Origin of the sequence: Bradyrhizobium sp. ORS 111, from assembly GCF_045571485.1 — a bacterium.
Lineage (GTDB): Bacteria > Pseudomonadota > Alphaproteobacteria > Rhizobiales > Xanthobacteraceae > Bradyrhizobium.
In genome coordinates this window covers 5475797-5497999 of record NZ_CP120701.1, presented here as the reverse complement: position 1 = coordinate 5497999, position 22203 = coordinate 5475797, and the positions used below count along the sequence as shown (strand labels likewise).

At 64.7% G+C, this 22203-nt stretch carries 21 protein-coding genes; 18 read left to right on the top strand and 3 right to left on the bottom strand.

Going from position 1 to position 22203, the window contains the following annotated elements:
- The first annotated feature begins 115 nt into the window (after positions 1 to 115).
- Complete coding sequence (locus tag P6U30_RS25445; protein ID WP_407165620.1) at positions 116 to 3349, top strand: bifunctional cytochrome P450/NADPH--P450 reductase; 3234 nt, start codon at positions 116 to 118, stop codon at positions 3347 to 3349.
- 159 nt (positions 3350 to 3508) lie between these two features.
- Here P6U30_RS25445 and P6U30_RS25440 read toward each other — a convergent pair whose 3' ends face one another.
- Both P6U30_RS25440 and P6U30_RS25435 read right to left on the bottom strand, forming a co-directional pair.
- A complete protein-coding gene (locus P6U30_RS25440; RefSeq protein WP_407165619.1) occupies positions 3509 to 3976 on the bottom strand; it encodes a nuclear transport factor 2 family protein in 468 nt (155 codons plus the stop codon).
- A 122-nt stretch (positions 3977 to 4098) separates the two neighbouring features.
- Positions 4099 to 5025 (bottom strand): alpha/beta fold hydrolase, encoded by a 927-nt coding sequence (locus P6U30_RS25435; protein WP_407165618.1) that lies wholly within the window; start codon positions 5023 to 5025, stop codon positions 4099 to 4101.
- A gap of 173 nt (positions 5026 to 5198) precedes the next feature.
- Between P6U30_RS25435 and P6U30_RS25430 the strand changes: the two genes are divergently transcribed.
- The 16 genes from P6U30_RS25430 to P6U30_RS25355 all read left to right on the top strand — a co-directional run bounded on the left by P6U30_RS25430 (position 5199) and on the right by P6U30_RS25355 (position 19646).
- Positions 5199 to 5579: a hypothetical protein gene (locus tag P6U30_RS25430; RefSeq protein WP_407165617.1), complete on the top strand. Its 381-nt coding sequence runs from the start codon at positions 5199 to 5201 to the stop codon at positions 5577 to 5579.
- Positions 5579 to 6661: a PHA/PHB synthase family protein gene (locus P6U30_RS25425; RefSeq protein WP_407165616.1), complete on the top strand. Its 1083-nt coding sequence runs from the start codon at positions 5579 to 5581 to the stop codon at positions 6659 to 6661. The genes P6U30_RS25430 and P6U30_RS25425 overlap by 1 nt, the downstream gene beginning before the upstream one ends.
- Entirely contained in the window at positions 6658 to 7248 is a 591-nt protein-coding gene (locus tag P6U30_RS25420; protein WP_407165615.1) for a GNAT family N-acetyltransferase, read from the top strand. Before P6U30_RS25425 ends, P6U30_RS25420 begins: the two co-directional genes overlap by 4 nt.
- Positions 7249 to 7434: 186 nt before the next feature.
- Entirely contained in the window at positions 7435 to 7911 is a 477-nt protein-coding gene (locus P6U30_RS25415) for a phasin family protein (protein ID WP_407165614.1), read from the top strand.
- A gap of 237 nt (positions 7912 to 8148) precedes the next feature.
- Positions 8149 to 9432, top strand: a complete 1284-nt coding sequence (locus tag P6U30_RS25410; RefSeq protein ID WP_407165613.1) for a DUF445 domain-containing protein — start codon at positions 8149 to 8151, stop codon at positions 9430 to 9432.
- A 209-nt stretch (positions 9433 to 9641) separates the two neighbouring features.
- Complete coding sequence (locus P6U30_RS25405; protein WP_407165612.1) at positions 9642 to 10412, top strand: esterase/lipase family protein; 771 nt, start codon at positions 9642 to 9644, stop codon at positions 10410 to 10412.
- Between the two features lie 198 nt (positions 10413 to 10610).
- Positions 10611 to 11480, top strand: a complete 870-nt coding sequence (gene paaX, locus P6U30_RS25400) for a phenylacetic acid degradation operon negative regulatory protein PaaX (protein WP_407165611.1) — start codon at positions 10611 to 10613, stop codon at positions 11478 to 11480.
- Between the two features lie 75 nt (positions 11481 to 11555).
- On the top strand, positions 11556 to 12548 hold the full coding sequence (paaA, locus tag P6U30_RS25395) for a 1,2-phenylacetyl-CoA epoxidase subunit PaaA (protein ID WP_407165610.1): 993 nt from the start codon (positions 11556 to 11558) through the stop codon (positions 12546 to 12548).
- Between the two features lie 12 nt (positions 12549 to 12560).
- Positions 12561 to 12848 carry a 1,2-phenylacetyl-CoA epoxidase subunit PaaB gene (gene paaB / locus P6U30_RS25390; RefSeq protein ID WP_407165609.1) on the top strand — a complete coding sequence of 96 codons (288 nt, stop codon included), beginning with the start codon at positions 12561 to 12563 and terminating at the stop codon, positions 12846 to 12848.
- Between the two features lie 135 nt (positions 12849 to 12983).
- A complete protein-coding gene (paaC, locus tag P6U30_RS25385) occupies positions 12984 to 13760 on the top strand; it encodes a 1,2-phenylacetyl-CoA epoxidase subunit PaaC (protein WP_407165608.1) in 777 nt (258 codons plus the stop codon).
- The gene (paaD, locus tag P6U30_RS25380; protein ID WP_407165607.1) at positions 13754 to 14257 is read left to right on the top strand and encodes a 1,2-phenylacetyl-CoA epoxidase subunit PaaD; all 504 of its coding nucleotides are present in this window, start codon (positions 13754 to 13756) and stop codon (positions 14255 to 14257) included. The genes paaC and paaD overlap by 7 nt, the downstream gene beginning before the upstream one ends.
- A 164-nt stretch (positions 14258 to 14421) precedes the next feature.
- Positions 14422 to 15501: a 1,2-phenylacetyl-CoA epoxidase subunit PaaE gene (gene paaE, locus P6U30_RS25375; RefSeq protein ID WP_407165606.1), complete on the top strand. Its 1080-nt coding sequence runs from the start codon at positions 14422 to 14424 to the stop codon at positions 15499 to 15501.
- Positions 15502 to 15590: 89 nt separating this feature from the next.
- Positions 15591 to 16046, top strand: coding sequence for a hydroxyphenylacetyl-CoA thioesterase PaaI (paaI, locus tag P6U30_RS25370; protein ID WP_407165605.1), 456 nt, complete (start codon positions 15591 to 15593; stop codon positions 16044 to 16046).
- Positions 16047 to 16069: 23 nt separating this feature from the next.
- The gene (gene paaK, locus P6U30_RS25365) at positions 16070 to 17401 is read left to right on the top strand and encodes a phenylacetate--CoA ligase PaaK (RefSeq protein WP_407170537.1); all 1332 of its coding nucleotides are present in this window, start codon (positions 16070 to 16072) and stop codon (positions 17399 to 17401) included.
- Positions 17402 to 17434: 33 nt separating this feature from the next.
- A complete protein-coding gene (locus P6U30_RS25360; protein ID WP_407165604.1) occupies positions 17435 to 18448 on the top strand; it encodes a zinc-binding alcohol dehydrogenase family protein in 1014 nt (337 codons plus the stop codon).
- A 142-nt stretch (positions 18449 to 18590) separates the two neighbouring features.
- Complete coding sequence (locus P6U30_RS25355) at positions 18591 to 19646, top strand: YeeE/YedE family protein (protein WP_407165603.1); 1056 nt, start codon at positions 18591 to 18593, stop codon at positions 19644 to 19646.
- A gap of 2 nt (positions 19647 to 19648) precedes the next feature.
- Here P6U30_RS25355 and P6U30_RS25350 read toward each other — a convergent pair whose 3' ends face one another.
- The gene (locus P6U30_RS25350; protein ID WP_407147524.1) at positions 19649 to 20548 is read right to left on the bottom strand and encodes a DMT family transporter; all 900 of its coding nucleotides are present in this window, start codon (positions 20546 to 20548) and stop codon (positions 19649 to 19651) included.
- 93 nt (positions 20549 to 20641) lie between these two features.
- Here P6U30_RS25350 and P6U30_RS25345 point away from each other — a divergent pair, with 93 nt between their 5' ends.
- Positions 20642 to 22099, top strand: a complete 1458-nt coding sequence (locus P6U30_RS25345; RefSeq protein ID WP_407165602.1) for a PLP-dependent aminotransferase family protein — start codon at positions 20642 to 20644, stop codon at positions 22097 to 22099.
- The last annotated feature ends 104 nt before the right edge of the window (positions 22100 to 22203 follow it).

Below are 22203 nucleotides of genomic sequence, written 5' to 3'. Positions count from 1 at the left end.
AGGGACTGGAGCAAGCAGCCATCCTTCGAGACGCGCGCGTTGCGCGCTCCTCAAGCAATAACGGCGAAGCCGTTAGGCAGGGATGACGGCGCGTAGCGAGGGGGCAGTTTCAAAGATGGCGTCCAGCAACAGGCTGAGTCCGATCCCGCATCCGCCGACGAAGCCGGTGGTCGGCAACATGCTGTCGCTGGATTCCACCGCGCCGGTGCAGCATCTGGTGCGGCTCTCCAGGGAGCTCGGCCCGATCTTCTGGCTCGACATGATGGGCGCGCCGATCGTGATCGTCTCCGGCCACGATCTCGTCGACGAGCTCTCCGACGAGAAACGCTTCGACAAGGCGGTGCGCGGCTCGCTGCGTCGGGTGCGCGCGGTCGGCGGCGATGGCCTGTTTACGGCAGATACCAAGGAGCCGAACTGGAGCAAGGCGCACAATATCTTGATGCAGCCGTTCGGCAACCGCGCCATGCAGTCCTACCATCCGAGCATGGTCGACATCGCCGATCAGCTCGTCAAGAAATGGGAGCGGCTCAACGCCGACGAGGAGATCGACGTCGTCCACGACATGACGGCGCTCACCCTCGACACCATCGGTCTCTGCGGTTTCGACTATCGCTTCAACTCGTTCTATCGCCGCGACTACCATCCGTTCGTGGAATCGCTGGTGCGCTCGCTCGAGACCATCATGATGACCCGCGGCCTACCGCTCGAAGGGCTATGGATGCAGAAGCGGCGCAAGACGCTCGCAGAGGACGTCGCGTTCATGAACAGGATGGTCGATGAGATCATCGCCGAGCGACGCGCCAGCACGGCTGCCACCGACGACAAGAAGGACATGCTGGCGGCGATGATGACCGGCGTCGACCGCGCCACCGGCGAACAGCTCGACGACGTCAACATCCGCTACCAGATCAATACCTTTCTGATTGCGGGCCACGAGACCACGAGCGGCCTGTTGTCGTGCACGATCTACGCGCTCTTGAAGCATCCCGAGGTGTTGAAGAAGGCCTATGAGGAAGTCGACCGAGTTCTCGGTCCCGACATCAATGCAAGGCCGACCTATCAGCAGGTGACGCAGCTCACCTACATCACGCAATGCCTGAAGGAGGCGTTGAGGATGTGGCCGCCGGCGCCAGCTTATGGCATCGCGCCGCTCAACGACGAGATCATCGGAGGCAAGTACAAGCTGAAGAAGAATACCTTCATCACCGTGCTGGTGATGGCGCTGCATCGCGATCCCAGCGTCTGGGGGCCGAACCCCGATGTATTCAACCCGGAGAATTTCAGCCACGAGGCCGAGGCCAGGCGCCCGATCAACGCCTGGAAGCCGTTCGGCAACGGCCAGCGCGCCTGTATCGGCCGCGGCTTCGCGATGCATGAGGCGGCGCTCGCGATCGGCATGATCTTGCAGCGCTTCAAGTTGATCGACGTGCACCGCTACCAGATGCATCTGAAGGAGACGCTGACGATCAAGCCGGAAGGCTTCAAGATCAAGGTACGGCCGCGCGACGACAGGGAGCGCGGCGCGTTCGCCGGCAGCGCGAGCGCGGTTGCTGCCGCGCCGAAGGCGGCACGTGCGCCGACCACGCGTCCGGGCCACAACACGCCGATGCTGGTGCTCTACGGCTCCAATCTCGGCTCAGCCGAGGAACTCGCCACACGCATGGCCGATCTCGCCGAGATCAACGGCTTTGCCACCCGGCTTGGTCCGCTCGACGACTATGTCGGCAAGTTGCTGGAGGAGGGCGGCGTGCTGATCATCTGCGCCTCCTACAATGGCGCGCCGCCGGACAACGCAACGCAGTTTGTCAAATGGCTCGGCGGCGAGCTGCCGAAGGATGCCTTCGCGAGGGTGCGCTACGCGGTGTTCGGCTGCGGCAACAGTGATTGGGCCGCGACCTATCAATCGGTGCCGCGCTTCATCGACGAGCAGCTCGCCGCGCATGGCGCCCGCGCCGTCTATCCGCGTGGCGAGGGCGATGCGCGCGGCGATCTCGACGGCCAGTTCCAGAAGTGGTTTCCGGAGGCCGCGAAGGTCGCGACCAAAGAGTTCGGCATCGACTGGAATTTCACTCGCACTGCCGAGGACGAGCCGCTCTACGCGATCGAGCCAGTGGCGCAAGCGGCTGTGAACACCATCCTCACCCAAGGCGGCGCGGTGCCGATGAAGGTGTTGGTCAACAACGAGCTGCAGAACAAGGAGGGTGCCAATCCCTCCGAGCGCTCGACGCGCCATATCGAAATCGAGTTGCCGGCGAACCTCAAGTACCGCGTCGGCGACCACCTCAGCATCGTGCCGCGCAATGATCCGACGCTGGTCGATTCCGTCGCCCGCCGCTTCGGCTTCCTGCCGGCCGACCAGATCAAGCTCCAGGTTGCCGACGGCCGCCGTGCGCAACTGCCCGTCGGCAATGCGGTGTCGGTCGGACGCCTGCTCACCGAATTTGTCGAGCTGCAGCAGGTCGCGACCCGCAAGCAGATCCAGATCATGGCCGAGCACACCCGCTGCCCGGTGACCAAGCCGAGGCTGATGGCCTATGCCGGCGATGACGATGCCTCCGCCGAGCGCTACCGCACCGAGGTGCTGGCAAAGCGCAAATCGGTGTTCGATCTGCTCGAGGAATATCCGGCCTGCGAGCTGCCTTTCCACCTTTATCTCGAGATGCTTTCGCTGCTCGCGCCCCGCTACTACTCGATCTCCTCGTCACCGGCAGGTGAGGCACAGCGCTGCAGCGTCACGGTCGGCGTGGTCGAGGCGCCGGCGAACTCCGGCCGCGGCGTCTACCGGGGCGCATGCTCGAACTATCTGGCACGCCGCCGCGCCGGCGACACAGTCCACGCCATCGTGAAGGAAACCAAGGCGGGCTTCCGACTGCCCGACGACAACGCGGTGCCGATCATCATGATCGGACCGGGCACCGGCCTGGCGCCGTTTCGCGGCTTCCTGCAGGAGCGCGCGGCCCGCAAAGCACGGGGTGCAACGCTGGGGCCAGCGATGCTGTTCTTCGGCTGCCGTCATCCGGAGCAGGATTTCATCTATGCGGACGAGCTGAAGGCCTTCGCGGCCGATGGCGTCTCGGAGCTGCACACCGCGTTCTCGCGCACCGACGGGCCGAAGACCTACGTGCAGCATCTCATCGCAGCGCAGAAGGATCGGGTCTGGGACCTGATCCAGCAGGGTGCGATCGTCTATGTCTGCGGCGATGGTGGCAAGATGGAGCCCGACGTCAAGGCGACACTGATGTCGATTTATCGCGAGCGCGCCGGTGCAGATGCCGATGCGGCGTCGCGCTGGATCGAGGAGATGGGCGCGAACAACCGCTACGTGCTGGACGTCTGGGCGGGCGGGTAGACACACCCTCGCTGTCGTCCCGGCGAAAGCCGGGACCCATAACCACAGTCGTGCATTGTTGTGCGGGGCCGTGGACCCAGCCTTCGCTAAACCTGCTGCGGTGGTTATGGGTCCCGGCTTTCGCCGGGACGACGGCGGAGTTTGCCGCGCGTTCCTGCGTCAGAACATCGTGTTGTTGTTGGCCGACGTTTCGGGGATCGGCTGCACCGCGTCCCAGTGCTCGACGATCTTGCCGTTCTCCAGCTTGAAGATGTCGATGATGGCGTTGCCGCGGGTGCCGGGCTCGCGCACCGCGTGGACGTGGAGGATCACATAATCGCCATCGACGAAGGAGCGCTTGATCTCGCTGTGCGAGTTCGGAAATTTGTCGCGCAGGAAAGCGATGAATTTGCGGAAGCCTTCCGGCCCGTCGGCGGCGTTCGGATTGTGCTGCACATAGCGGTCGCCGACATAGGCGAGTGCTGCGTCGGCATCCTTCTGGTTCAGTCCCTTCTCGTAAAAGGCCAGCACGGCCTTGCGGTTGGCTTCTTGCTGGGCCTCGCTGGTCGCCGCCATCGCGGCGGGGGAGGCGAGCGCAACGAGGACGGCAGCGGCGATCGCTGCTCGCGGCCGGAACAGGCTGTTCATCTGGAGGCTCCCGGTGACGGATTGCAAGCGGCCAATGCGCCGCGGCAGGTAGTCTATAGGCTCCGCGCCTGCGCCCGGAAGAGCGCACCCCAGGCTCACATGGTTACCGGAAGAAACCTTGTTCAGGCGGCCTTGGCGGCTGCGCGGCGAGCATGCTGGTCGATGGCGTCGATGATCTGTGGCCACATCGGGATCGGCAGCGCGTGACCCATGCCGTCGATCATCAGGAGCTTTGCGCCGGGGATCGAGGCGGCGGTGTCCTTGCCGCCTTCGGGGTGGACCAGCGGATCGACCGTGCCATGGATCACCAATGTCGGCGCCTTGACGCTGCGCAAGCGCTCCTTGCGGCTGCCGGAGGCCAGCACCGCGCGAAGCTGGCGGCTGACGCCGGCCGGATTGAGCCCACGTGCATAGGTCCGTTCCGCGCGCGACCGGTCCAGTGCTTCATCCTCCGGAAACGAGCCGTTGCGCAGCACCTTCCAGGTCTGCGCATAGCGCGCGAAATACTCATCCTTGGTGGCGGGTGGCGGCGCCATCAACACCGCGGCGGCCTCGCGACTCGGCCCCGGCACCCTGGGATTGCCAGTGGTCGACATGATCGAGGTCAACGAGAGTACGCGCTCCGGAAACGTGATCGCGATTTCCTGTGCGATCATGCCGCCCATCGAGGCCCCGACCAGATGCGCCTTCCTGATGCCGAGCGCGTCCATCAGCCCGATCGTGTCTCGTGCCATGTCGATCAGCCTGTACGACGCCGCGACCGGAATCTTGAGGAAGCGCAGCTTGAGCAATTCGAGCGCCGTCAGACGCTTGCCGCCGCTCAGATGCGAGGACTTTCCGATATCGCGGTTGTCGAAGCGGATGACGCGGAAGCCGCGCGCGGCGAGCTGCCGGCAGAATTCGTCGTCCCAGTGGATCATCTGGGCGCCGAGACCCATGATCAAGAGCAACGGTTCAGCGTCCGCATGGCCGAAGATCTCGTAGCAGATGTCGATGCCATTGGCGCGGGCGAGCTGCGGCGGCTGATGGGCGAGCGAAGTCACGGGCATCCCCCTGCTGGTATCGCGGTCAGGAAGCTCTATGCCACGGTTTGACGCAGCGCAGAAGGCTTTCGATGTGGTTGACGACGGCGTGGAGTTGACCGGCCTGCGACAACGGTGTCGTATGCTCGAAACAAGCGAAAGCGCGCCAAGCGCTCGGAGTTGGTGTGGAGGAGCGCCGAATGGCCGACAAGGGCAACGACCCTGCCGTGATCTGGCAGACGATGATGGGAGAGATGGAGAAGGGCTTCAACTCCTTCGCCAACCAAGCGATGTCGTCGCCTGAGTTCTCCAAAATGATGAATCAGGCCGGCGGCGTCGCGGCGGGCGCGCAGAAGCAGCTTTCCGAGCTGATGGAGAAATATCTGCTGGCGATGAACTTGCCGAGCCGCGCCCAGCTCGTCGGCATGGCCGAGCGGCTGCAATCGATCGAGGGGCAGCTCAACGAAATCAAGTCGCTGCTGCAGCAGGTACATCATAACTCGCTGACGCCCGAGGGCGACTATGGTGCTGCGCCGCGTCCGCCGCGTACCAAACGTCCTCCGTCGGAGGGGGAGCCGTAATGAACGCTCCCACCGGCTTTGATTTCGCCTCGATCCCCGAGCGGGTTCAATCCGAGGTGCAACGCGCGATCCAGCGCAGCATCAAAGGTGTCGAATATTTCTCGACTGCGGGCCCGTCGCTCGGCTCGACGCCAAAGGACGTGCTGCATTCGCGCGGCACCATGAACCTTTATCACTACCGCCCCCTGGCAGATGAAGTGTATCGGGTGCCGGTGCTGATCGTGATGGCGACCACCAATCGCGGCTACATCCTCGATCTGGTGCCGGGGCAGAGCTTCATCGAATTCCTGCTCAAGCACGGCTACGACGTCTACATGCTGGACTGGACCGCGCCGAAGCCGGAAGAGAAATCGCTCCGCATGGAGGACTACGTCCTCGACTTCATCCCGGATTCCATCCGTCGCATCCAGCAGGATTCCGGCGAAAAGGATGTCTCGGTCATCGGCTACTGCTTCGGCGGTGTGCTGTCGCTGCTCTACGGCTCGATCTTCAAGGATGGGCCGATGAAGAATCTGATCTGCTTCACCACGCCGATCGACTTCCGCGAGATGAAGCTGTTCTCCAACTTCGCCGACCGCCGCTATTTCGACGTCGATCGCCTGCTCGAGAGCGCCGGCAACATGCCGCCCGAACTGATCCTGCAATCGTTCGAGATGCTGCGGCCGGCCTCGCGCGTGGCCAGCCAGGTGCAGCTCTGGGAGAACATCTGGAACGACGAGTTCGTGAAATCGTACCGGATGTTCGACCGCTGGGCGACCGACACGCTGCCGCTCGCGGGTGAATATTTCCGCGCCATCACCAAGGACCTGATGTGGGACAACAAGCTCTACAACGACACCATGACGGTCGGCGGCCGCGACGCGAAGCTTGCCGACATCAAGGTGCCGATCCTACATGCGGTCGCCGAGCACGATCACATCGTGCCGTATGATGCGGCAAAGCACCTGATCACGAAGATCGGCTCCGAGGACAAGGAGGAGGTGATGCTGAAAGGCGGTCACGTCTCGCTCGTCGCCGGCGCCAATGCAATCAAGCGGCTATGGCCGAAACTGGACTCCTGGTTGGGTAAGAGATCGATATGACCGAGCAACGTTCCTATCCGCGCCACGTCAAGCTGGATGCCGGCGACATCGAGTTTCGCCTGATGACGCGCGCCGACGAGGCCGCGGTGCTGGCCTTCGCGCAAAAGCTGCCGACGCATGATCTCCTGTTCCTGCCGCGCAACATCAGCCAGCCGAAGGTGCTGTCGGCCTGGATCAACGAGATCGAGCGTGGCGACATCACGAGCCTGCTCGCGATCAAGGACGGCAAGGTGGTCGGCTGCGGCACGCTGGTGCGTGACCCCCACTCCTGGTCGCCGCATGTCGGCGAAATCCGGATGGTGGTGTCGCTCGACGTGCGCGGGCAGGGCGTCGGCCGGGCGCTGTCGCAGGAGACCTTCGCTATCGCGCTCGGCGCCGGGCTGGAGAAGTTCTCGGTGCAGATGACGGTCGACCAGCGGGCAGCGATCGCGTTGTTCGAGGGCCTCGGCTTCAAGGCGGAGGCGCTGCTCCGTGACCACGTTCGCGATGCCGAGGGCAAGACCCACGACATTGTGGTGCTCGGGCATAATGTGGCGCTGGTCCGGGCGCAGATGGAGGCGTATGGACTACCGGATGCTGTTCGGTAGTAATTAGGCACCTTTGACTACCGGTTCCGCGAGCACACTCCGCATTCCTAGCCGATCACGGGTTCGTGATATTGCGATGCAATATCTATGTTGCGTCGCAGCATTAACTATGGCACAACATCCTCGCCCTGGGCCATAGCGGACGGGGTGAGCCCATAGCTCAAACCTGAGGATGGAGAGACCGCAATGACCACCGAAACCAATTCCGTGCTGAACAGCGTCAAGGAAGCCTTCGCCCCCGTCACCGAGGCATTCACCAAGCTCCAGAAGCTGGAAGTTCCGGAAGCCGCCCGTGAGTTCGTCAAGAAGCAGGCCGAGGCCGCCAAGACCCGCGCCGCCGATGCCTATGCTGGGTCGGAGAAGGTGACCGCCGTGATCGAATCCGCTGTTGCCGGTTCGGTGACCGAGGCCGCCAAGATCAGCCGCAACATCCAGCAGGCGATCTACCAGGACGCCGAGGCGTTCTTCACCGGCATCGACAAGCTCGCGTCCGCGAAGTCGCTGAGCGAAGCCGCCCAGATCCAGTCGGACCTGGTCCGCGCCAACGGCGAGGTATTCGTCTCGCGGGCGAAGGCCACCACCGAATATCTCGGCAAGCTTGTCGCCGACAGCGCCAAGACCGCTCAGGACAACTTCGCCAAGGTCTACGGCAAGACCGCCTGATCGCGCTGACCAACTGCCCAATTCGAAGGCCCGCCATTCTGCGGGCCTTCTTTTTTGGGCGGGCTCCAATACATCCCCTCATGGTGAGGAGGCGCTCTTGCGCCGTCTCGAACCATGAGGCCACCATATGGGCCTCATCCTTCGAGACGCGCGGAGCCTGTCATCGGGCCGCGCTTCGCGCGGACCCGTTGGCGCTCCTCGGATGAGGGTCGTCGTGTCGTTCGATCGAAAGTCTCCATGACCCTTCCCGCTACCCTCGTCGCCACCCCCGTCGACGTCGAACGCGCCGCCGAGCTGCGGCGCGTGAAGTGGCTGGCGACGGGAGTGCTGGCGACGACCTTCATCATCTTCATCACCTCGAAGGCGCTGCTGCCGATGCATCCGGCCTTCGGCTTCATCGCCGCGTTCGCGGAGGCCGCGACCATCGGCGGGCTCGCCGACTGGTATGCCGTCGTTGCCCTGTTCAAGCGCCCGCTCGGATTGCCGATCCCGCATACCGCGATCATCCAAAGCAATCAGGCGCGCATCGCCGAGAAGCTCGGCGAATTCATCGAGAACAATTTTTTGGAGGCTGGGCCGGTCGAGGCCAAGCTGCGCGAGATTGATTTCGGAGCGTTCATCGCCGACTGGCTGCGCGACCGCAAGCGCAGCGAGGACCTTGCGCGCTTCGTGCTGCGGATGCTGCCTGAGGCGTTCGCGGCGACCGAGACGTCGGGCCTGATGCAGTTCATCAGCCGTCGCGTCACGACGCAGGTGCTCTCGATCGATCTCGCGCCGCTTGCCGCGGGCGCGCTGCGCGGCTTCGTGCAGGAGGGCAAGCATGAGGGGTTGCTCGACGACATCCTGCGCGTGATGCACCAGACGCTGACGCAGAAGGAAACCATGGCCGTGATCCGCGACAAGGTGCGTGCGGAGATGCCGACGCTGCTGAGGCTCTACCGTGCCGACAAGTTCGTGGTGAACCGGATCATCGCATCGGCGACGAAGTTCTTCGAGGAGGTGCGCAACGATCCGAACCATCCGTTCCGCGGCGAGTTCGACCGGATGTTGCTATCCTTCGTCGACCGCCTCGGCAGCGACAAGGCATTTGCGGATCGCATCGATGGCCTCAAGCGCGACTTGATGGCGCGACCGGAGCTCGCCAATCTCGGGCGCACTGTCTGGGCCAATGTCAAGGATTTCATCCAGCGCAGTGCCTCGGGCGAGTCGCAGGTGTTGCAGCATCAGCTTGCGAGAATGTTGGTCGAGGCCGGCGATGCGCTGGCCGGCGATGTCGAGCTGCGCGGCGAGATCAACCAGGGCCTTGTCGCCATCCTGCGCACCGTAATTGCCGAGCAGAAGAGCGGGGTCTCGACCTTCATCGCCGACCAGATGAAAACCTGGGACATGGAGCAATTGATCTCGCTGATCGAGGTCAATGTCGGCAAGGACCTGCAGTACATCCGCTTCAACGGCTCGCTGATCGGCGGGCTGGCCGGGCTCGCGCTTTACACTCTGGAATATGCGTTGCGCCTGCTGTGACCGATTGGGCTACGGCCCTTTTGGTTGTGGCAAGTTAGTTGTGGCAAGTGTGATCCGCGCGGCTTGCGAGGAACTGGCCGGTTCCCTAGCTTTCAGGACGGATTTGCGTCGTGAAATGATTCCGTTGGTAAGTGTCAGGTCTGCTGACCCATCCTGTCGATAGCGCCGGCCGCGGTGATGCGAGAAGCCGAGCCGGAAGAGGAGCTGAAATGTCGTTTGCTGCGCAGACGCTGCGCCCGCCGTCCAGGGCGCTGATGTTGCTGGAAGGCCGCGCCTTTCATGAGCTTGGCGCCTTCCTTGGTGCATTGCCGTTATTGAGCCTCGCCCCGCGCGGTGACGGCCACCCGGTGCTGGTGTTGCCCGGTTTGATCGCATCAGACGTCTCAACCCGGCCGCTGCGCCACTTCCTCAGGAGTAAGGGCTACGCCGTTAGCGGCTGGCGGCAGGGCCGCAATCTCGGGCTTCGTGTCGGCGTGAAGGATGCGATGGTCGACCTGCTGCAGGAGCTGAACGACACGAGTGGCCGCAAGGTATCGCTGGTCGGCTGGAGCCTCGGCGGCCTCTATGCACGACAGCTTGCCAAGATGATGCCGGAGCGCGTGCGCCAGGTGATCACGCTCGGCAGCCCGTTTGCCTCGGGCCCGAAATCGACCAACGCGTGGCGCGTCTATGAGATGGCCAGCGGCCGCCGTGCCGAGGACGAGGACGCCCGCTTCGGCGGCTCGCTTGCCGGCGCGCCTCCGGTGCCGACCACCGCGATCTTCAGCCGCACCGACGGCGTCTGCGCCTGGCAGGGCTGCCGCGAGCAGGCCTCGTCGATGTCCGAGAGCATCGAGGTCGAGAGCAGCCATTGCGGCATGGGCCATCATCCGGCCGTGGTTTACGCGGTCGCCGATCGCCTCGCGCAGAAGCAGGGCGAATGGGCCCCGTTCGACCGCGGCGGCTGGCGCGGCATCGTCTATCCGGATCCGAACCGCTGACTTCTGCTTGGTTGGAAGCCGCGCGGAGGCTTCCGTGGCCTCGTGGTTCGAGACGCGCGGCTTTGCCGCGCTCCTCACCATGAGGGTCTAAGACCTCATCCTGAGGAGCGGCCTCTTGGCCGCGTCTCGAAGGATGCAGCCCCGCTGTCAGTCCACCCACATTGTCGTGAATCGACAAAACGCGCTATGCGTTGACGCATGACGCAGCCGCTTGCCCGCATCGTCGACCAGTTGAAGCGTGAGCCGTCGCGCACGGGCTCGATCGTCATCACCGTGTTCGGCGACGCCATCGTGCCGCGCGGCGGGTCGGTGTGGCTTGGCACGCTGCTCGAATTCTTCCAGTCGCTGGATATCGACGGCAACGTGGTGCGGACCGCGATGTCGCGGCTCGCCGCCGACGGCTGGCTCGAACGCAACAAGGTCGGCCGCAACAGCTTCTATCGGCTCAACGCCAAGGGACGGCAGACCTTCGATACCGCGACCAAGCATATCTACGATCCGCCGCCGTCGGACTGGACCGGCCGTTTCGAGCTGTTGTTGATCGGCAACGGTGAGGATCGCGATGCCGCGCGCGAGGCGTTGAAGAATGCCGGCTTCGGCAGTCCGCTGCCCGGCGTTTGGATCGCGCCATCGGGCGCTCCGATCCCCGCCGAAGCGTCGCGCGCGATCCGTCTCGAAGTCTCCGCCGAAGACGACAGTGGGCGTCGGCTGCTCAGCGAGAGCTGGCCGCTCGATCGCACCGCGGATGCCTATCTGAAGTTCATCAAGACCTTCGAGCCGCTGCACGGCTGGATCGCCCGTGGCGAAACGCTTGATGACGCCGATGCCTTCACCGCGCGGATCCTGCTGATCCACTACTATCGCCGGGTTGTGCTGCGTGATCCGCTGCTGCCGGCTCAGCTCTTGCCAAGCGACTGGCCGGGCAGGGCGGCGCGGAAGCTCTGCGGCGAGATCTATCGAGGGCTGCTTTCGCGGTCGGAACAATGGCTTGATGACCATGCCATCAATGAAGACGGCCCGCTGCCGAAGCCCAATGGAGCCGTGGCGCGCCGCTTCGAGGGGGTGTAGACATATTACAGAAATAACTTGCGTTTCTAAAATTGTGTTATATATTGGCCCAATAACAATTCTGGGAGGTCGGCCATGTATACGCAGGCGCTCAACGCATCCGATGGCGATGATCGCAGCATCGAGGATGCTGCCCGTGCCGCGCAATTCCAGGCGCGCATCGATGCCGACGAGCGCATCGAGCCGAACGACTGGATGCCTGCCGCCTATCGCAAGACGCTGACCCGGCAGATTTCCCAGCACGCCCATTCCGAAATCGTCGGCATGCTGCCGGAAGGCAACTGGATCACCCGCGCGCCGAGCCTGCGCCGCAAGGCCGCGCTGCTCGCCAAGGTGCAGGATGAGTGCGGTCACGGGCTCTATCTCTACGCCGCTGCCGAAACGCTCGGCACCTCGCGCGAAGAGCTCGTCGACGCGATGCTGGCCGGGAAGGCGAAATATTCCTCGATCTTCAACTATCCGACGCTGACCTGGGCCGACATCGGCACCATTGGCTGGCTGGTCGACGGCGCGGCGATCATGAACCAGATCCCGCTGTGCCGCTGCTCCTACGGCCCCTATGCGCGCGCGATGATCCGCGTCTGCAAGGAGGAGTCGTTCCACCAGCGCCAGGGTTTTGAGATCATGCTCACGCTGTGCCGTGGCACCGCGGAGCAGAAGGCAATGGCGCAGAACGCGCTCGATCGCTGGTGGTGGCCGGTGCTGATGATGTTCGGCCCGCCCGACCAGGTGAGCCAGCACAGCGACACCTCCACCAAGTGGAAGATCAAGCGCTTCTCCAACGACGAGCTACGCCAGAAATTCGTCGACGCCACCGTGCCGCAGGCCCACTTCCTCGGGCTCACGATTCCAGATCCCGGCATGAAGCAGAACGCAAACGGCAATTGGGAATACAGCCCGATCGACTGGGAGGAGTTCAAGCAGGTGCTCGCCGGCAATGGCCCCTGCAACCGCGATCGGCTCGCCGCGCGCCGCAAGGCGCATGAGGAGGGCGCCTGGGTGCGCGAGGCCGCGATGGCCTATGCCGAGAAGCGCAGGAACCGCCAGCTCGCGCAAGCCGCCGAATAAGGAAGCGCCGACATGGCCACGCCGAATACTCCGCTCTGGGAAGTCTTCATCCGCAGCCGCAACGGGCTCGCGCACAAGCATGTCGGCTCGCTGCATGCGGCGGACGCTACGCTCGCGCTGCAAGCCGCGCGCGACGTCTATACCCGTCGTGGCGAAGGGCTCTCGATCTGGGTGGTGCCGTCGAGTGCGATTACCGCGTCCGATCCGTCCGAGAAGGGCATGATGTTCGAGCCGGCGGAGTCGAAGATCTACCGGCATCCGACGTTCTACGACGTACCCGACGAAGTCGGGCATATGTAACTCAGACTTCTCTCCCTCATGGTGAGGAGCGCGAAGCGCGTCTCGAACCATGAGGTCCGCGGCCCATCCTTCGAGACGCGCGTTTCCGCGCTCCTCAGGATGAGGCCTGAGCAAGTGGATGCAGGACACAAGAACATGGCATTCGCCAATATCGAGGTCTCCGAAACGCCGCTGGTACTCTACGCACTGCGCCGCGCCGACGATGCGCTGATCCTCGGCCATCGGCTGTCCGAATGGTGCGGCCACGCGCCGGCGTTGGAAGAGGACATGGCGCTCGCCAATATGGGCCTCGACCTGCTCGGCCAGGCCCGCGAGCTCTACGGCTATGCCGCCAAGGTCGAAGGCCGGGACAATGACGAGGACAAGTTCGCCTATCTGCGCGATGTCCGGCAGTACCGTAATCTCCTGCTGGTCGAGCAGCCGAACGGCGACTTCGCCCGCACCATGGTGCGGCAGTTCTTCTATGCGGCGTTCGCCGATCTCTACTGGCGCGCGATGATGAAGTCTTCCGATCCGACGCTCGCCGCGATCGCGGCGAAGTCGGAGAAGGAGAGCGCCTACCACTTGCGGCATTCCTCGGAATGGATCGTCCGTCTCGGCGACGGCACCGAGGAGAGCCACCGCCGCGCGCAGGAGGCGATCGATCACCTCTGGGCCTATACCGGCGAGATGTTTGCGGTCGACGACAGCGAGCGTGGCCTGATTGACGCCGGCATCGCGATCGATCCGGCGACGCTGCAGCCGCGCTGGTTGAAGACGGTCACCGGCGTTGTCAACGAGGCGACGCTGGCGCTGCCTGCGAACAACTGGATGCAGCAGGGCGGCCGCAGTGGCCGGCACAGCGAGCACCTCGGTCATCTCCTGAGCGAACTGCAATCCCTGCAGCGAACCTTCCCGGGTGCGACATGGTGACATCAACGATCAGCGACGCCGACCTGCGCCAGCGCGCCTGGACTGCGGCGGCGCAGGTGGTCGATCCCGAGATTCCGGTGCTGACGATCGCCGATCTCGGCGTGCTGCGGGACGTCGCGGTCCACGACGGCCAGGTCGAGGTCGCGATCACGCCGACCTATTCCGGCTGTCCTGCCATGAACATGATTGCGCTGGAGATCGAGCTCGCACTGGAGCGCGAAGGCATGCGCCGGCCCTTGGTGCGGACCGTGCTATCGCCGGCCTGGACCACGGACTGGATGAGCGAGGACGGCCGCCGCAAGCTCAGGGAATACGGCATCGCGCCGCCGCTGCCGGGCTCGTCGCGCCGGGCTCTGTTCGGCGAGCAGGTCGTCGCATGCCCGCAATGCGGCTCCGCCGAGACCGAGCTGCTGTCCGAGTTCGGCTCGACCTCCTGCAAGGCGCTGTGGCGTTGCAAGAGCTGCCGTGAACCCTTCGATTACTTCAAGTGTCATTGACCATGATGTCGTTTCTTGCCGCCAAGGCCGTCATTGCGAGCGAAGCGAAGCAATCCATCCCTCCGCGTACGCGGGACTATGGATTGCTTCGTCGCGGAGCCTGTCATCGGGCCGCGCTTTGCGCGGACCCGTTGGCTCCTCGCAATGACGTGGAGAGATAAGCGATGTCCCTCACGCCCCGCTTCCACCGTCTGGCCGTCAACGATCTGCGCCGCGAGGCGTCGGACGCGGTCTCCGTGACGTTTGCGATTCCCGATGAGCTCCGCGGCGACTACGACTTTACTCCGGGCCAGTACCTGACGCTGCGAACCACGATGGACGGCGAGGAAGTCCGGCGTTCCTATTCGATCTGCTCCGGGCCCGATGACGGCGAGCTGCGCATCGCGGTGAAGAAAGTCGATGGTGGCGCGTTCTCGAACTGGGCGGCTGACGAATTGAAAGCCGGCGACGAACTCGATGTGATGACGCCGACCGGGCGTTTCGGCATCGCGCACGCGCCGGAGCAGGCGCGGACCTACGCCGGCTTTGCCGCCGGCAGCGGCATCACGCCGATTCTCTCAATCATCAAGGGCGTGCTGGCGCGCGAGCCGGACAGCCGGTTCTTCCTGTTCTACGGCAACCGCTCGACCGAAGGCATGCTGTTTCGCGAGGCGCTGGAGGAACTGAAGGACCGCTTCATGCAGCGGCTATCGCTGTTCCACGTCATCTCGGGCGAGGAGCAGGACATCCCGATCCTGCATGGACGGCTCGACGGCGAGAAGGTGCGGGTGCTGTTGCGCTCGCTGGTGCCGGCGGAGAGCATCGATCACGTCTTCATCTGTGGTCCGGCCGGGATGAGCGAAGCGATCGAGGCGGCTTGCCGCGAGATCGGGATCGGCGACGAGCGCATCCATGTCGAGCGCTTCGTCTCGGAGTTCGGCGGCAAGCCGCGGCCGAAGGCCGTTGTGCCCGCCGGCGCGCCGCCGAAGGCGATGGCGAGCCTGATCATCGACGGCAAGCGCCGCGAGGTCCCGGTCGCCGATGGCGAGTCGATCCTTGATGCCGCCTTGCGCGCCGGCATGGATCTGCCGTTCGCCTGCAAGGGCGGCATGTGCTCGACCTGCCGCGCCAAGCTGGTCGAGGGCGATGCCGCGATGGACCTGAACTATTCGCTGGAGCCGTGGGAGCTGAAGGCGGGATTCATCCTCACCTGTCAGGCCAAGCCGTGCTCTGAGAAGGTCGTGGTCGACTACGACCACGTCTAATTCTTTCTGCGCGTTGACACCTCTGGTGTCGCGCCCAACACTGACACCAAGAGGCCCGTTGCAATGGGCCCGCGCACAGGGAGTTCGATGTGAACGTGAAGGCCACGCTATCGCCCGAGGACATCGCCCGTGCCTGCGCGGATGCGATGTGGAAGGAGGACGACGCCAGCAAGGGGCTCGGCATGGAGCTCGTCGAGATCAAGCCGGGGCTCGCGGTGATGGCGATGACGGTGCAGCCGAACATGGTCAACGGCCAGCGCATCTGCCACGGCGGCTACATCTTCACGCTGGCCGATTCTGCCTTCGCCTTTGCCTGCAACAGCCACAATGAGCGCGTTGTGGCAGCGCAGGGCAACATCACCTTCATCCGGCCCGGCAAGCTCGGCGACCGCCTGGTCGCCACCGCGCGCGAGATCTCGCGCAGCGGCCGTTCCGGCATCTACGACGTGCGCGTCACCGCCGGCGATGCCGTGATCGCCGAATTTCGCGGCCATTCGCGCGTGATATCAGGCACGTGGCTGCCGGAAACGGACAGCACGACATGACGATCGATCTCGGGGGAAATGCGATGGTGACGGCAAAGCTGAAGGTGAGGGAGAGCGGCTACCGCCCGGAGCTCGATGAGGCCGAGCGCGCCTCGCGGGACGAAATCATGGGCCTGCAGACCAAGCGGCTCGCCTGGTCGCTCAAGCACGCCTATGACAATGTCGCGCATTACAGGAAGGCGTTCGATGCGGCCGGCGTTCATCCGGCCGATTTCACGCAGCTCTCCGACCTTGCGAGGTTTCCGTTCACGGTGAAGACGGACCTGCGCGACAACTATCCCTTCAATATGTTCGCCGTGCCGCGCGAAAAGCTGGTGCGGGTCCACGCCTCCTCGGGCACGACCGGCAAGCCGATCGTGGTCGGCTACACCCGGGGCGACATCGACATCTGGTCGGAGGTGATGGCGCGCTCGATCCGCGCTGCCGGCGGCCGCACCGGCATGCTGATGCACAACGCTTATGGCTACGGCCTGTTCACCGGCGGCCTCGGCGCGCATTACGGCGCCGAGCGGCTCGGCTGCACGGTGGTGCCGATCTCCGGCGGCATGACCGAGCGGCAGGTGCAGCTCATCAACGATTTCCGGCCCGACATCATCACGGTGACGCCAAGCTACATGCTGGCGATCCTTGACGAGTTCAAGAGGCAGGGGCTCGACCCGCGTAAATCGTCGCTGAAGTTCGGTATCTTCGGCGCCGAGCCGTGGACCAATGCGATGCGTGCGGAGATCGAGCAGGCCTTCGATATGGACGCCACCGACATCTACGGGCTCTCCGAGGTGATCGGCCCCGGAGTCGCGCAGGAATGCGTGGAGACCAAGGACGGCCTGCACATCTGGGAGGATCACTTCTATCCCGAAGTGATCGACCCCCAGACCGGCAAGGTGCTCCCCGACGGCGAGAAGGGCGAACTGGTGTTCACCTCGCTGACCAAGGAGGGCTTTCCGATCATCCGCTACCGCACCCGCGACCTGACGCGGCTGTTGCCCGGCACGGCCCGGCCAGGCATGCGGCGGATGGAGAAGGTCACCGGTCGTTCCGACGACATGATCATCCTGCGCGGCGTCAATGTGTTCCCGACCCAGATCGAGGAGGCCCTGCTGGCGACCGACTGGTGCGGCGGCCACTTCGTCATCGAGCTGACCCGCGAGGGCCGGATGGACGAGATGACGGTGCTCGCCGAGGCTCGCCCTGATAGCTGGGACGGCGCCGGTCTTGTCGTCCATGCCGACAAGGTCGCGGCCTTCATCAAGAACACGATCGGCATCACCGCCCGCGTCCGCGCCGTCGCCCCCGAGACGCTGGAACGGTCGCTCGGCAAGGCAAAACGTGTTTACGACAAGCGGCCGAAAGGGTAACTCCTGCTCTGAAATTAAGCAGGACTGCCCTCAATGCCGGTTTCCCCTCAGCTAGACGCCTTCTCGGTCGACGCACGCTGCGCCCGGGTTCTGGCCAAGGCGGAAAGCGCGGCGGCGGTTGCGCCGGTGGTCGAAACACATGTGCTGTCCCGCGGTGCCGCCGACCTCCTGATCGAGGTGAAGGCGGCCGCGGTCAATCCATCCGACGTCAAGGCGGCGACCGGATTGATGCCTTACGCCGTGTTCCCGCGTACGACGGGGCGCGATTATGCGGGCATCGTGGTCGACGGTCCGGCTGGCTGGATCGGGCGCGAGGTGTTCGGCTCGTCCGGCGACCTCGGCATCCGCCGTGATGGCACCCACGCCACGCATTTGGTGGTCGAAGCCGATGCAGTCGTGGAGAAGCCGGCCGACATTTCCTGGGAACAGGCAGCCGGGATCGGCGTGCCGTTTGTGACCGCGATGGAAGGCCTGCGCCGCGCCGGGCTGCCGCAGAAGGGCGAGACCGTGCTCGTCATGGGTGTCAACGGCAAGGTCGGCCAGGCGGCGGTGCAGATCGCGAGCTGGCACGGCGCACGCGTGATCGGCGTCGTGCGCAAGAGCGAGCCCTATACGGGGCACACCAATTCGCCGGTCGAGGTGATCGACGCCTCCACAACCGATGTCGCTGCCCTGGTGCGTGACCTGACCGGCGGCAAGGGCGCCGACATCGTCTACAACACGGTCGGTGATCCCTATTTCCAGGCGGCGCACAAATCGCTGGCACTACGCGGTCGCCAGATCCTGATCGCGGCGGTCGATCGCATCGTTCAGTTCAACATCCTCGAATTCTATCGCGGTCAGCATACCTATGTCGGCATCGATACGCTCGCGCTGTCGTCGGTTGCGACCGGAGCGGTGCTGCGTGAGCTCTCACCAGGTTTCGCGAGCGGGCATCTGAAGCCGTTCCCGATCGAGCCGCGCGCTGTCTATCCGCTGGAACAGGCGAAGGCGGCGTTCGCCGCGGTCGCCGGCTCGTCGCGCGACCGCGTGATCTTGCGGCCGTAGTTTCCGCCGTCATTGCGAGGAGCAAAGCGACGAAGCAATCCATTCTCTCCCGCTGCGGTGATACGGATTGCTTCCGCCTTCGCCAAGGCTTCCGCGGACGAGTCGCTTCGCTCGCAATGACGGGAATTCTCGAGGACTTCACATGGATCCCACGACGGTTGTCATCCTCTCCGCCCTGATCATCGGCTTGATCTACGGTTCGGTCGGGCTCGTCAGCGGCTTCTGCATGATGAGCAGCCTGCGTGGCTGGTGGGCGCAAGGCGATGGGCGGCTGGTCCGCACTTACGCGCTGGCCATGGGCGTCGCGATTGCGGCCTCGCAGCTCCTCGTCGCCGCGGGCCTCGTCGATCTCGGCAAGTCGATCTATTTGCAGCCGTCGTTCTCGGCGCCGGTGATGTTCTTCGGCGGCCTCCTGTTCGGCTACGGCATGGTGCTGTCGAACGGCTGCGGTTCGCGCGCACTGGTGCTGCTCGGCCGCGGCAATCTGCGCTCCTTCCTGGTCGTGGTCGTGCTCGGCATCTTCGCAGAAATCACCTTGAAGGGCCTGATCGCGCCGGCACGGATCGCGATGGTGCAGGCGTCACAGATGACGGTCGCAATCAACTCGGTGCCTGCGGTACTGACGGACTTCGGCCTCGCGGCCCCGCAAGCGCGGATGATTGCGGCTTCGGTGCTTGCCGCTGCATTGATCATCTTCGCGTTCTCTCATGCTCCGTTCCGGAGGTCTTTCGGCCAGATCATTGCCGGCTTGATCGTCGGCGGGCTCGTCGCCGCCGGCTGGTACGCCACCGGTCATCTCGGCGCCGACGACTTCAACCCGACGCCGGTGACCTCGCTCACCTTCATCGCGCCGATCGCGGACGCCCTGCAATATGTCATGCTGTCGACCGGTTCGACGCTCAATTTCGGCATCGTCACCGTGTTCGGCGTGTTCGCCGGCAGCTTGCTTACGGCGCTCGTCACGGGCCGGTTCCAATTCGAGGGCTATCAGTCGCCGCAGCACATGCTGCGTTCGGCTTGCGGCGCCGCATTGATGGGAACGGGCGGCGTGATGGCATTCGGCTGCTCGGTCGGACAGGGACTGACGGGCCTGTCGACGTTGTCGCTGTCGTCCCTCATTGCGATCGCCGGCATCCTGCTCGGCACCGGTGCTGGCCTGCGCGGCGCGCTGCGGGTGAGACCGCTGGCGCCAGCCTGACATCAGGCGCGTGACGGCGCGTCCGCAAGCGTGCTCAGGGCGATGCCGCCGACGATCAGGGCCGCCGCAAATGCCAGCGACAGGTCGACCGGCTCGCCGAGCAGAAGCGCCGCGCTGACGATGCCGATGATCGGCGTCGCGGTCGTGCCGAGCGAGGTCGTCAGCGCCGGCAGGCTCTTGTTGACCATCGACATCGCCCAGTAGGCCAGCGCCGTGCCGATGAAACCGGAATAGAGGAACAGCAGCGCAAGGTGCGGCGACCATGTCACGCGGGGAACGCCATCCGATGCCAGCGCCATCGCGGTCAGCACGACGGTGGCCACCAGCACCTGCCACAGCAGAAGCTGCAGCGGCGTCGCGATCCAACGATGCGAGCGGATGTAGATGATGTTCGCAGCCCAGCAGATCGCGGCGAGGATGATCATGCCGGCGCCGGCAATGACGTGCAGATTGCCCCAGTCGAGCGAGGCGGGATTGAGGATCACGCAGAGACCGAGCAGGCCCGCCGCGACGCCGACCAGCTTGAGCACGCCGAGCCGCTCCGTCCCGGCGACGCTGGCCGCAAGCGCGACCCACAGCGGCGTGGTGTAGCCAAGCACGACTCCCTTGCTCGCCGGGAGATACCGCAGACCCGCGGCGACCAGGGTCGAGAACAGCGTCATGTGCAGGAGCGACACGCTCAGCACGACCGGAACATCGGCCATTTTGGGAATGATCAGGTTTCCGGTGGCGCGCAGGATCGCAAGCAGGGCGATCAGCGCGATCCAGCTCCGGATCGCGGCGGTCCACAGCGGCGGCACCTCCAACACCAGCGACTTGGTGACCGACCAGTTGATCCCCCAGCCCAGCACCACGACGACGAACAGCACGGCGGCTTTGGCGGGCGAGAGCGCTTGGTTCACGGCCGTATCCTTGTGGGCGAGACCCGTCGCGAATAAGATCGATCTGGCTCCTTTAAAAGAGCCAGATATCGAAGATTATAGGAGCCAGCCAGATTGATCCTCGCCGAACTGGTCACGCTGAGCCGACAGGACGCCGCCGGGCTGGTGGCACAGTTGACGCATCAGCTTCGCGTGCTGATTTCGAGCGGCCGCATCAGGAGCGGCGCGGTGCTGCCGTCGAGCCGCCAGCTCGCGGCCGAGCTCGACGTCTCGCGCAACACGGTGACGCATGCCTATGAGCAGCTCGCGGCCGAGGGATATCTGCGCGCTGCCGAGCGGCGGCGTCCGGTCGTAGCCGGTGATATCGAGCAGCGGTTTGCCAAGGCCGCGCCGGCGCCGAAGCGAGAGGCAGCCCGCAATCCATTGCTGTCGCCCTGGGCGTTACGGCTCAAGGATGTAGACTGGCCGCTGTCATACCAGGCGGGCTTCCGGCCGCTTCGGCCTGGGCTTGCAGATGCACGCGAGTTTCCGCACGAGATCTGGGCGCGCTGCTTGCGGCGCGTCGCCCTGCGCCGCCGCTTCAACGAGCAGACGGTGATCAACCGGCCCAGCCTGCGCGAGGCATTGCGCGGCTATCTCGAGGTCAACAGAGGCGTGCATGCCGAGGCGGATCAGATCCTGATCCTGCCGACGGCGCAGGCGGCGCTAACGCTGATCGCGGCAGCCGCAATCGTGCCGGGGGAGGTGGTCTGGACCGAGGACCCCGGATATCCCGGCGCCGCGGCGGCGTTCCGCGCGGCCGGCGCCGAGGTCGTGGGCGTGAAGCTGGACGAATGGGGCATGACGCGCGGGCGCGAGGCAAGGGCGCCCAAGCTGATCTTCGCGACGCCGTCCCATCAGCACCCGACGGGGCGGGTGATGCCGATCGCGCGACGCACCGAGCTTCTTGCGGCTGCCGCACCAGGCAAGAGCTGGATCGTCGAGGACGACTACGACGGCGAGTTTCACTATGACAGCCGACCGATGCCGGCGCTGCAGGGGCTCGATCGGGAAGGGCGTGTGCTCTATGTCGGCACCTTCGCCAAGGCGATGACCGCGGATATCCGCCTCGGCTATCTTGTCGTGCCGCCTGCGCTCGCGAGGACGATGGAGATCGCGCAGCGGCATCTCGGGCTGATCGCGTCCGTGCATGTCCAGGAGGCGCTGTCCGATTTCATGACCGACGGGCATTTCCTGGCGCATATCAGGCGCATGCGGCGCGTCTACCGCTCACGCCGCGATCACCTTGCGGCGGCGCTCGTGCGACACCTCGGCGATGTCCTTGTGGCCGAGATCCCACCGGGTGGCATGCAATTGATTGCCCGCTTCACGAACGGTGCGATGGATAGCGATGCCGCGACGCGCTTGGTCGCGGCCGGCGTCGAGGTGCGCGCGCTGTCGAGCTTGGCGCTGGAGCGGCCGCGCGACCATGGCCTGTTGCTCGGCTTTGCCGCCTGGCGCGAGAACGAGATCGGCGCCGCGGTCCGTATCATGGCGAACGTCCTGACCGCCAAGCGTGCGGCGCGTGGGTAGATAGCGAGGGATTTCGGAATACTAGAATAATATTGCCGAGTTGCCCGACGTGTCAAGTCGAACGCCGGCGGTGGCCGGCTACTTTGCATGGGGTTGTTTTCGAT

Excerpts from the sequence above, each read along its gene's own strand:
- P6U30_RS25445 (WP_407165620.1), top strand. The coding sequence starts at position 116 with ATGGCGTCCAGCAACAGGCTGAGTCCGATCCCGCATCCGCCGACGAAG.
- P6U30_RS25440 (WP_407165619.1), bottom strand. The coding sequence starts at position 3,976 with ATGAACAGCCTGTTCCGGCCGCGAGCAGCGATCGCCGCTGCCGTCCTC.
- P6U30_RS25435 (WP_407165618.1), bottom strand. The coding sequence starts at position 5,025 with ATGCCCGTGACTTCGCTCGCCCATCAGCCGCCGCAGCTCGCCCGCGCC.
- P6U30_RS25430 (WP_407165617.1), top strand. The coding sequence starts at position 5,199 with ATGGCCGACAAGGGCAACGACCCTGCCGTGATCTGGCAGACGATGATG.
- P6U30_RS25425 (WP_407165616.1), top strand. The coding sequence starts at position 5,579 with ATGAACGCTCCCACCGGCTTTGATTTCGCCTCGATCCCCGAGCGGGTT.
- P6U30_RS25420 (WP_407165615.1), top strand. The coding sequence starts at position 6,658 with ATGACCGAGCAACGTTCCTATCCGCGCCACGTCAAGCTGGATGCCGGC.
- P6U30_RS25415 (WP_407165614.1), top strand. The coding sequence starts at position 7,435 with ATGACCACCGAAACCAATTCCGTGCTGAACAGCGTCAAGGAAGCCTTC.
- P6U30_RS25410 (WP_407165613.1), top strand. The coding sequence starts at position 8,149 with ATGACCCTTCCCGCTACCCTCGTCGCCACCCCCGTCGACGTCGAACGC.
- P6U30_RS25405 (WP_407165612.1), top strand. The coding sequence starts at position 9,642 with ATGTCGTTTGCTGCGCAGACGCTGCGCCCGCCGTCCAGGGCGCTGATG.
- paaX (WP_407165611.1), top strand. The coding sequence starts at position 10,611 with ATGACGCAGCCGCTTGCCCGCATCGTCGACCAGTTGAAGCGTGAGCCG.
- paaA (WP_407165610.1), top strand. The coding sequence starts at position 11,556 with ATGTATACGCAGGCGCTCAACGCATCCGATGGCGATGATCGCAGCATC.
- paaB (WP_407165609.1), top strand. The coding sequence starts at position 12,561 with ATGGCCACGCCGAATACTCCGCTCTGGGAAGTCTTCATCCGCAGCCGC.
- paaC (WP_407165608.1), top strand. The coding sequence starts at position 12,984 with ATGGCATTCGCCAATATCGAGGTCTCCGAAACGCCGCTGGTACTCTAC.
- paaD (WP_407165607.1), top strand. The coding sequence starts at position 13,754 with ATGGTGACATCAACGATCAGCGACGCCGACCTGCGCCAGCGCGCCTGG.
- paaE (WP_407165606.1), top strand. The coding sequence starts at position 14,422 with ATGTCCCTCACGCCCCGCTTCCACCGTCTGGCCGTCAACGATCTGCGC.
- paaK (WP_407170537.1), top strand. The coding sequence starts at position 16,070 with ATGGTGACGGCAAAGCTGAAGGTGAGGGAGAGCGGCTACCGCCCGGAG.
- P6U30_RS25360 (WP_407165604.1), top strand. The coding sequence starts at position 17,435 with ATGCCGGTTTCCCCTCAGCTAGACGCCTTCTCGGTCGACGCACGCTGC.
- P6U30_RS25355 (WP_407165603.1), top strand. The coding sequence starts at position 18,591 with ATGGATCCCACGACGGTTGTCATCCTCTCCGCCCTGATCATCGGCTTG.